Origin of the sequence: Prosthecobacter gellanilyticus, from assembly GCF_007992435.1 — a bacterium.
Taxonomy (GTDB): Bacteria; Verrucomicrobiota; Verrucomicrobiia; order Verrucomicrobiales; family Verrucomicrobiaceae; genus Prosthecobacter; species Prosthecobacter gellanilyticus.
In genome coordinates, this window is record NZ_BKAG01000094.1 from 1 (window position 1) to 9,167 (window position 9,167).

The 9,167-nt window shown below is 56.9% G+C and carries 8 protein-coding genes; 3 read left to right on the forward strand and 5 right to left on the reverse strand.

What is annotated here, in order from left to right:
* Window positions 1-94: 94 nt before the first annotated feature.
* The 4 genes from BGE01nite_RS28205 to BGE01nite_RS28220 form a co-directional block, all read right to left on the reverse strand.
* Window positions 95-751: a hypothetical protein gene (locus BGE01nite_RS28205; RefSeq protein ID WP_146856201.1), complete on the reverse strand. Its 657-nt coding sequence runs from the start codon at window positions 749-751 to the stop codon at window positions 95-97.
* Entirely contained in the window at window positions 724-1,578 is an 855-nt protein-coding gene (locus tag BGE01nite_RS28210) for a hypothetical protein (RefSeq protein WP_146856203.1), read from the reverse strand. The genes BGE01nite_RS28205 and BGE01nite_RS28210 overlap by 28 nt, the downstream gene beginning before the upstream one ends.
* Window positions 1,579-1,836: 258 nt before the next feature.
* On the reverse strand, window positions 1,837-3,039 hold the full coding sequence (locus tag BGE01nite_RS28215) for a phage portal protein family protein (protein WP_218033126.1): 1,203 nt from the start codon (window positions 3,037-3,039) through the stop codon (window positions 1,837-1,839).
* Between the two features lie 200 nt (window positions 3,040-3,239).
* On the reverse strand, window positions 3,240-4,373 hold the full coding sequence (locus tag BGE01nite_RS28220; RefSeq protein ID WP_146856207.1) for a Fic family protein: 1,134 nt from the start codon (window positions 4,371-4,373) through the stop codon (window positions 3,240-3,242).
* A 274-nt stretch (window positions 4,374-4,647) separates the two neighbouring features.
* Between BGE01nite_RS28220 and BGE01nite_RS28225 the strand changes: the two genes are divergently transcribed.
* The 3 genes from BGE01nite_RS28225 (at window position 4,648) to BGE01nite_RS28230 (ending at window position 6,750) form a co-directional block, all read left to right on the forward strand.
* Window positions 4,648-5,244, forward strand: coding sequence for a hypothetical protein (locus tag BGE01nite_RS28225; RefSeq protein WP_146856209.1), 597 nt, complete (start codon window positions 4,648-4,650; stop codon window positions 5,242-5,244).
* A gap of 524 nt (window positions 5,245-5,768) precedes the next feature.
* Entirely contained in the window at window positions 5,769-6,155 is a 387-nt protein-coding gene (locus BGE01nite_RS29970) for a helix-turn-helix domain-containing protein (RefSeq protein ID WP_425485727.1), read from the forward strand.
* 1 nt (window position 6,156) lies between these two features.
* Complete coding sequence (locus BGE01nite_RS28230) at window positions 6,157-6,750, forward strand: ImmA/IrrE family metallo-endopeptidase (RefSeq protein WP_146856211.1); 594 nt, start codon at window positions 6,157-6,159, stop codon at window positions 6,748-6,750.
* A gap of 78 nt (window positions 6,751-6,828) precedes the next feature.
* Here the strand turns inward: BGE01nite_RS28230 and BGE01nite_RS28235 are convergent, their stop codons facing one another.
* Window positions 6,829-8,832, reverse strand: a complete 2,004-nt coding sequence (locus tag BGE01nite_RS28235; RefSeq protein WP_170267136.1) for a tetratricopeptide repeat protein — start codon at window positions 8,830-8,832, stop codon at window positions 6,829-6,831.
* Between the last annotated feature and the right edge of the window lie 335 nt (window positions 8,833-9,167).

The following is a 9,167-nucleotide window of genomic DNA, read 5'->3' on the forward strand; positions in this document are numbered from 1 at the left end:
GGCTTGGTCCTTTTCCGTGTCTTCCGTGTGTTCCGTAGGCCCTTCTTCTTGGCTCTTGGACCTCCGTGTCTCCGCGTCTTCCCTCTCCGTGTCTTCAGCCTTCTCTCAGGCAGTCCGCCGCCTTCATCGCCTCATGAATCCCGCGCATCTGTGGATCCGTCTCGCTGGCCTTCCACGCCGTGTCGCGGCTGCAACCATGCGTGGTTTGATAATCATCCAGCCAGGCATTCAGCCTCGTCATGCGCTCCGCAGCCTCCATGAGCGCAGGCTTGTGACCACCAAGGTTCAAAGGCTGGCCATTGAGCTGGACGCGAAAGGCGCTGAGGCGATTGAAAGCCTGGTCAAAGTCCGCGTTCAGCTCCGCACGCTCCTCATCCTCATCCGCCTTGGTGATGCGGCCTGTCTCCAGTGCATGGGCGATGGCTCCATTCACCCGGGAGTTGTGCATGAGATCACGCTCCGCGCTCAGCGTGGCGATGAGGCTCTTCATGGCCGCACGCTCGCTGACCAGCGCATTCAGCTGCGCCACCGCCTGCTCCGGCAGATAGCGGTCTGGCATGTCCTCCACATCCACGATGGGGTGCAAAGCCGTGCGCAGCTCCGTGGCCAGCCTGCTCTGCCGCGCCGCCTCCTCACGCTTCCACGCGATGCTCTGAATCAGTGAGCCGACAGCACCCAGCACGGTATTCTCATCATCCCCATCCCGAGTGATCCCCGCGCCCTTCAGCGCCTCCAGGATCTTCCCCAGCATGCCGTCACTCTTTGGTTCTTCCGTGGGCTCCGAAGCTTTAGCGAAGGAGGCTTCCGTGGTCTCCGCGTCTCCCAGTCTCCCAGTCTCCGCGTCTCCGCGTCTTCAATGGAATCCTCTTCATCTCCATCAACCTCCGCATTCTCCTCAGCCTCGAGTTCACCCTCTCCTTCATCGTCCGAGAGCGCATTGATCACCGCCTTGACACTCTTGATGTTAGGCTGATGCCACATGCCCACGCTCCAGAGCAGGGCGGGAACCTCGATGCCATCGCCGATGACATCACAATCCCACGCCACGCTGGGGAAGCGATGCTTCGTGACATGCGTGAGAGCTCCTGCGGCCCAGCTCACGCGGGCATTCAGGCCCTGCTCGTCCGCGCTAAGCTCCGTGATGCTGCCGAGCTCGATGCGCTCCGGCCACTCCTCCGGCGCGAAGTCCGGATGACCGACCCACACCTTCACGGCCTGGATGTGCGCCAGGCGGGCGATGCGGCGCGGCCAGAAGTTAAACCATGAGATGATCTGCTCCGCCGCCTCCGCATGAAAGCGCTGCACCGCGCGGCCATCGCGTGTGGGCCATTCACCGAAAGGCGCGATCTGGATCCACTCCGGCAGCGTGCCGTCCGCATTCACCCGGATCTGCACACCCGGTGCAAACAGCAGCGGATGCTCCGGTGCCCGCGCATTGATCCGCGTGCGCTTGTCCCGCCGCCGCTGCATCTCCGCATCGATACGGCGCACGCAGCGCAGATTGTCCGTGATGATCCAAAGCGCCAGCCCCAGAAAGGCGAAGGCAAGGATGAGGCAGATGATGTGTTCGGTATTCATGGTCGTTGAAAAATTGTTCTCGGTTCTCGGTTCGCCGTTGGCTTGACGGAGCGCGGACTTCAGTCCGCAGCACTCCGAGCGATCGTTTTGATGTGTTGTTCCTGACTTCGGGGCTCTCGTGCCCACGTCTTCGGCTTGAAGGCCCGCCTAACTAAAAGGACTCCACCTCCAGCGTGCCCAGATCGCCTAAAGGCTTCACTCCAACACCTGTCATCGCACCTCCCACGAGCCACGCATGCACACGTTGGAGTCCAGGCTTTAGCCGCCCTCTGAGTCCGTGGAGTCCGAAGCCTTGGCGAAGGGCTCTCCGTGTCTCGTCTCGGAAGCCCCCAGCAGCGCCTCCCCGGCCTTCGGCATGGCAAAGCCAAACCTCTCCATCACATCCGGAATCGAAATAGGCGCGCCGAGTTTCACGAGGCTTTCGATGGCGCTGATGAGCAGGCGCAGGTCCTCGCTCTGCGGGACCACGAGGCGCACATAGGCTTTCACCTTCACGTCCGGGCCGAACCACCATTGCAATACGGTTTGCTCGATCTCGTTCAGGCGCTCGCTGATGTTCAGCGCATCGTCTTGCTCGATGAGGTCCGTCTCGCTGCCCTGGAGGCTCGCGCCGGTGCCCTGGCCGCTGCCGCTGCTCATGCTGCTGAGATCCGCGCCACGCCACAGCGCGGCCATTCGGCGGTCCACTCTCTCAATGAGCGATGGAAAGGGCAGCGTGGCGCCGCCGCTGGCCTGGATGAGATCGATCTTCCCACTGCCGTCATCTCCATACAGCACCGCGGCCCAGTCCTGGCCAAAACTTTCCGCCGCCTCCGCCATGGCCATGCCGCCGGGTGTTTCCTTCCCCTGCGAGGTGCGCGCCAGGATGCCCGGCATGCCAAATTTGTCACTGAAAGCCATCCAGTCCGCCAGCGCGTTCCGCTTGCAGAAGTAGCCGATGCTTCCGGCCACCATCAGCCCATCACCCGTGGTAATGAGCCACTCGCCGGGCTTCATCTCCTGGCCTTCGTATTCCATGCCCGTGGGGCAGAAGCGCAGGCTGCCGTTGAGGTTTTCAAAGAAGTGCAGCGGCACATACTCAAAGGTGCAGCCGAGCTGCAGCGCCGCCGGCTGCCACACGAGATGATGCACCGCGTATTTGAAGGACGCCGCCTCCATCATCTGCCGAACCAACAGGGCGAAACCACCGCGCTGGTTGCGGTCAAAGGCATTCACCACGCGGATGCTGTTCCAAAAATCCTCCAGAATCTTCGCCTGGGCCTTGGCCTCCGCGCTGTCATCCGTGGTCAGGACCTGCCAGTCACGGCGGCTCACGCTCTTTTCGCGCTTCGCCTTCACGCTGCTGATCACATCATCCCGCTGGCACATGCTCTGCCAGAGCAGGGCCGCCGCGCGGAGGTTGCCGGATTCGAAAGCATCCAGGGCCGAGGCGAGAGATTCGCCGGAAAGCCCGCGCAGCATCGTGCCGCGCACAGCCCGCAGATATCGCAGGTGGGAAGGAGTGAAGAGTGAGGTGCCGCCATCTCACCACGCCCCGCCCCCTTCGTCACCGGACCCAAGCGGACCCTTTGGACAGCGTGAAAATCGGTGTTTTCGGCACGTTTTGGCCCTTTGGCCTAACAAAAAGCTATTTCTCCTCTGCCGCCCCTGCTGTCATGACCTTACTTGAAGAGGGCGAGGTAGGGCTGGAAAACAAAGAGACGGTTGCGCCGCATGCCTGTGACTTCCTGGAGGATGCCTGCCTCTACCAGCTCGCTCATGATGGCCGCCGCCGTGTTCACCGTGGTGCCGGTAATCTGCGCGGCTCTTTTCACATCCGTCACCGGCTGGGCGTAGAGACTCCGCATCAGAGCCTGCGCGGTGATGAGCCGCCGGTGGCTGAAGCGCGGCATCACCTCCGCATCGATGCGCTGCTTCAACTGCAAGATGGCACGAAAGATTCCCGCAGAGGCCCGCGCCGTCTCTTCCACGCCAAAGAGAAAAAACACCAGCCACTCACGCAGATGATTCCCATGTCTCACCGCCATCAGGTGGTCCACATAGGCCGTCTTGTTTCTCTCAAAGTAGTCCGAAAGGTAGAGCGCGGGCTTCGTCAGCAGTCCCTCGGATGCGAGGTAGAGAGAGATCATCAGCCGCCCCAGCCGCCCGTTTCCATCCAGGAAGGGGTGGATGGTCTCAAACTGGTAGTGGCAGATGGCGATGCGCAGCAGCGGATGAGCAAAGAGATGCTCCGCATGCAGCAACTGCTCCAGATCACTCATGAGCTCCACCACATGCTCATGATGCGGCGGCACAAAGACGGCGTTCTTCAGGCTCACTCCGATCCAGTTCTGGCTCACGCGGAACTCTCCCGGCTGCTTATGCCTGCCACGCACTCCGGCCAGCAACACCTCATGCGTCTGTCGCAGCAGACGGTTGGAGAGAGGCAGTCGTTCCAGTTCATCGATCGCAAAGTTTATGGCCTGGATGTAATTCTGCACCTCCGCCCAGTCATCCCGCTCCTCAGGTTTCAGGTCCGACTCCTCCTTGAAGGCATCTTCAATGTTTGTCTGAGTGCCTTCAATGCGGCTCGACTGCGTGGCCTCCTTGGCCACATGCATGCGGATGAAAAAATCAACGTCCGGGATCAGCTGGGCAAATGCATTCAGCTCACCCAGCGCACGGTCCGCCCGTCCCAGCAGATCTGTTAGCTCAGCGTCAGACACCACCCATTCATGACACACCTTCGCAGGCAGAAATGCCTTGTATTCCAGGCGCTGCTCATACTGGCCAGATTGGAAGGCGGAGATTTCCATATGTCAAAATTTAGTCATTTTTTGAATTAACGCTGTAGCTTATGTGAGAAACCCTCCAAAAGTCGACCAATATATGTCAATATCACGCTATTTTTTGATATAGCGGTGGCGCTAATTTCAGGAAAGTGCCTGGGAAGGCGGGTCTCGCAAAACGCCCGTCAGTGAAGCTTCAAGGAGGCTCACTGTTGCCAGCACACATCCGCATTGAACAAACCCTGCCGCCCAGGTTCTCATCCACGGAGTTCGAATTCATCCACCTTCTCCGTCTCTCACCATGAAGCCCGCTTTCCCGATCGTCGTTGTCGCCGCCGTATTCATCACCCTGCTCGTCCCGGCGATGACCTGGGCCCAGGCTCCGCAAGTCCGGCCAGGCAAAGGTATGGAGATGGTCCCCGGCGACTTCGCCGAGTATACGAACACGGACTATGAAGACGGCAAGGCCACGCCCACCCCTTCCACCATCATGCTGTCCACCGGTTCGGATGGTTCCTATGAAGGTGTGACGATCATCATGGCCCGCGGAGACGAGCTCGTGTCCGTCCGCCCCATCCACTACGACCTCTCCAAGGAAAAGCCCAAGCCCGGCCAGCTCCTGGAAGAAGGCAAGACCAGCCTAACCATCGATGGTGAAAGCCACGACTGCGCCTGGGAAAAGCGCAAGGTGGAAGACGGCACCGTCATCACCTTCTGGACATGCCCCCAGCTCCCCTTTGAAAAATACGCCAAGGTCGAAGTCCTCTACACCGACGGCAAAAAGCGCATCACCGAACTCACCACCTTCGGCCCCGACACCCTCGATCTCGAGAGGCACCTAGCCTTCAACGCCCGCCTGAAAAAGCTCTTCGACCAGGCCGCGAAGGGTGGGAGGTAGGGGCGTCGAGATGATCAATCAAAATCCCTCAGACCTTCTGCTCCGGGCCAGATGGGACTGACAAGATGTCTTATCGCATAATAATTCAGAGAGTTCTCACCTTCGATCTGTCCATTAGGGATCGACTCGGCCAAACGTTATTAGAGTTGAACTACAGTCTTCTGGAACTCTAAACCCACGGAGCGATTTGGCAGCACCAAAGATGGTGTTCAAAAGAATATATTTGCAAAGTGCGAGAAGGTGTGGTTATTTTTTACCACAGGCGCATTATACCGCCTGTTACCAACCCCTTACCCTGCTTCTCCTACCCACTCGTCACTTCCAATGATGCCAGGCGAGAATCAGTCCACGTTAGGTCGTTTGCATTTTCCAACCACGCTTGCTGTCACTCCCAATGATAACAAGAGGAATGCAATTCTTCTTCATACCTCTTCTGACCGTCTCAAGCATCCTTGTTCCCCCGTTAACTTCGATCTTGGGAGGAGGTGTGGAAATCATCTCACCATCGATCCTCCGTCATCACAATGTTCTCCACCTATGTCAAAGACCTTCGCATTTCCCAGCGTGTTACGCTACGCGAATTCTGCTCTAAGCTTGGGCTTGATCCCAGTAACTGGAGCAAGGTCGAGCGTGGCATTAATCCCCCACCAGGAGATCTTAACATCTTGGAAAGGCTCGCTGCCTTTTTCAGCTTGGAAGGGACTACTCGGCAAGAGTTTTTGGATAAGGCCCTACTGGCCCGGAATGAACTGCCACCTGATCTTGCGGGCAATTCCAAGTTTCTCCGGGTAGCACCTGCGTTCTTCCGAAATGCTCGGGGAGACAACCTGTCTCCAGAGGAGCTAACAGAGTTTATTGAAGAGCTCAAAAAACTCCACACTCCCGATGTAGAACCAGTTCCGGCAAAGTAATATGAAAACAATTCGAGCCCGCGTAGAAGAGATCCGAAACCAATATGCAACTCTCCGCACACACCCAACTGTGGTCGATGTCGTCAGGTTTGCTGATTTAGATTTGAAGTTAGACTTTATCTCCATTCGCGGGCTCGATGCAAAATTTAGAACTGCTGCAGCGATCAGTGCCGACTTCAAATCGATCTATGTGGATGCTGATGAATATGAAGCTTGGGATGCCAGCTTTGACTGGCGGGCCCGGCGACTTCGCTTTTCTGTTGCGCATGAGATAGGTCATTATTTTCTCCATCGCGACCTGCCAAAGGAAGAATCTTTTTCGTGCGTCGAATCCTATGCTCGTTGGACCAAGGATTACGACGGGTCCATCTACAAAATCGAACAAGAAGCGAATGAGTTTGCAGGCGCACTCCTAGTCCCCAAAAAGGAGCTTATCTCTTTCCTCCAAGAAGCAAAACAACTCGACACAAACCGAAGCCAACAAACGCCAGCAATGCGAGATGCATTCTGCGATTTGGCAGCAAACAAGTTTGAAGTGAACAGAGCTGTGATTGCGACTCGGCTAGATCGAGAGGGAATTTGGCCTGCTTCATAGTCTAAAGGACAAAGGGAATAACCTTGTATTCTCGAGCCCCCTGAGACGGCCTGACGGAGCCTCTTCATCCGGCTGACTCTAACCAATCATGCAACCTGGGCAAAGATAGGCCAGACTACCGAAGTTGTCCGTGGGCGGGGCTACCTTGATGTCAGTGAAGGGTGTCGGTTTACGGCACTCCGTGCATTCGATGTCCAAGGATGGCAGACGGAGATGCATGGACAGGCCCGCAGGCAAGACGTTCTTCAGGCCTGAGTGCAGACGCAAGCCCTTGACCAGGGGAATGCGCAGGTCTGTGAAGCCTGCCCAGAACTCGCCGATGAGGGCGAGCTTCGGCTGGCACTCCCTTAGCAATTTAGCAGTGCCGCGATAACCCAAATGTGTGTCTTTAAATTTCGACGGGTCTTTCAGTTCCTCAATACTCGGCTGGCTAATATGCGCGATGAGTATGTCACACTTTTCGAGATGCTTGTGGAGATCCTCAAAATAGGCCGTGTCCGCCGTGTAGCCGATGCGCAAAGCGGTCTTTCCTTTCTTGTCGAGCAACTCCACCATCATGCCCATCGCATGCTGTACATCGCTTCCGTGGTTCACTTTGAAAGGCGTCACGCGCACGGGCACCTTTGCGTCATGCTTGGCTAGATTGACTGATTGGGGAAAACCACTGGGCATCACGATCGGCGGATGCTGGTGCTGCGGTTTTTCGATCGCAAATTTCGTCGCATGCTCTGTGTCTTGATCCCAAAGCAAAACGTAGGGCAGTCCTCCGCCCACTGACTTGTCAGCGGCGCGACGCTTGTATAGCTCGTAGCGGAGGTCATCGATATCTTTGAGATCACTGTTGTGATCAGGATGATTGTGACTCACCACCACCGCCTGGATCTCCCGGCCATGGTAGCCAGCATCGTGGAAATTGCGCAAGAAGTCGAAGCCTGGATCGATCACAATGCCAAAGCCACGCCACTTCAGGAAATAGCCGCCTCCGCGCCAGCGCCGCTCTGATCCTTCCAAAAGCGTAACGGCACTGCTCCAGCCGCGCAAGATGCTCAGCGTATCGTCACGCTTGGAGTTAGGCTTGGCGAGGTATTTCTCATACTGTGTGTCACCAGCCTCGTTGATAGCGGCAATGATGGAGTCCTCGATAGTAGCAGGTGCAGTGCTCGCCGTGGGTTTGTCCACCATAGCACGATCGTCCGGAGAGAGGGCCTGTGTCGTGATATTGGATAGGAGAATCTGCAAGCCGAGCCGGGCTCGTGCATGGTCGCCGCCTTGTGGATCAGGAGAGGATAGAGCATGACTAAACGCAGTCTCTGCATCTTGCGGCTTACCGGCCTCTACATACACTTGAGCAAGGTTCGCCCAAGTTTTTGCAGCCCACCTGTGTTTCGGCTCCTTGAGGGCCTCGCGGTAGGCCTTAATAGCCTTCTCCAGGTCACCCTTTTCAGACAGTGCGACAGCGATGTTATGCCATGCTGAACCTGGCTCCTCGTATTTTGGATCGTTGAGAGCCTTATAATAGGCCTTGATGGCCTCGGTCTGCTCCCCCTTTTCGGACAAATCGTAGCCTATACTATACCATACATCTCCAGGTGTGTCGAAGTTGGGATCATTAAAAGCATTATGGTAGGCTTTGAGCGCTGCGTCCAACTCTCCCTTGTCGGAGAGCGCATGACCGATCGTAAACCAAGCGTTTCCAGGCCTGTCGTATCTCGGATCGTCGAGAGCCCTTTGATAGTCTGTGATCGCTTCATCAAGTTTCCCGTCTCCATGAAATACAGTGCCTCGGATGTAGTAAAGCAGTCCCTGCCACTGTCCAGGGATCGCTGGCTGAATCTCCGTCAATAGCTTGTGAGCTTTCTCATATTCTCCTATTCTTTCGAACCGACTTGCATGGATCAGTTTTTTTGCCCAATCCAAGCCTTGAGCATCCGCAAAATCGATAGCGACCTTGGTTGCAGGATCATTCGCGGACGCTGCTTTCTCACGAGCAGTCTGCTCCTTCCTGGCCGCCCAGAAGAGACGGCTGAACTCGGATTCGATGTCATCGGTGGAGTCTTGGGAGGGCTTCGGTTTCTTGCTCATGGCTTGCTGCGTTGGGCGATGCGGAAGGTGCTCCACGTTGAAGCACATCCGCGTTCTTAGCGCTATTCTTAAGTTCTTGTGAAGACTTCTGCTGCCCAAAGAGTCTCTAGCAATGCATGCCGGAAATGGAACAATGGCTGTCCTGGCGGCAACCGGCCCATGTGCGCGAAAATGTAGCCTGGGATTGAGTCGAACGAGCTGTGCACAAGACATGCACCCGTTCACCTGCCTTGTAGGCTCCGGCAGCGATGCCGGGGCCGCTTTTGTTTCCGGGGGGTGACTTTCGGCCTGCTGGCGGTCCTGGATTCTCCGAGCCCGGCATGCTGATCCCGCAT